This window comes from Mesorhizobium sp. Cs1299R1N3 (assembly GCF_037179625.1).
Classification (GTDB): domain Bacteria; phylum Pseudomonadota; class Alphaproteobacteria; order Rhizobiales; family Rhizobiaceae; genus Mesorhizobium; species Mesorhizobium salmacidum.
Window position 1 is genome coordinate 1 of record NZ_JAPYKQ010000056.1, and the last position, 526, is coordinate 526.

The following is a 526-nucleotide window of genomic DNA, read 5'->3' on the forward strand; positions in this document are numbered from 1 at the left end:
TCCAGGCGCTTGTTGATGGCCGAGATCGATGAGGCCGAGAAGGCATGACCGCACAGCTCTTCAGTGATCGCCTTGACCTTTCGGGTCGACACGCCCTGCACATACATTTCCGACAGTGTCGCCACCAAGGCCCGCTCGGAACGCTGGTAGCGCTCGAACAGCTCAGTGGAGAAGCGGCCGGCTCGGTCTTGCGGAACCCGCAGTTCAAGCTTGCCGACACGCGTCACAAGGGTGCGGCCGTAATAACCCGAGCGATAGCCGAGACGCTCCGGTGTGCGCTCGCCCTTCGAAGCACCCAGCGCCTCCTCCATCTCCGCCTCGAGCACCTCCTGCATCACCGCACGGATCACTTCGTGCAGACCCTCAGGGTTCGAAAGCAGAATGTCTTTGACGGCAGCGCTGGCGGTCTTACTCTCAATCTTGGTCATGGTGGCGTTCCTTCGCGGGAATCAGGTGACGTTGAACATCACCAGCCTGCCATGACCGCCCTCTCTCAGCGAATTTGCAGAACTCTCAGCACACTACC

Annotated in this window: 1 protein-coding gene; it reads right to left on the reverse strand. The window is 60.5% G+C overall.

The window, feature by feature from the left end; all coding sequences use genetic code 11:
* The coding region (locus O7B34_RS31930) for a transposase (RefSeq protein ID WP_337149720.1) at positions 1–428 on the reverse strand (428 nt) is incomplete at its 3' end.
* Positions 429–526: the final 98 nt, after the last annotated feature.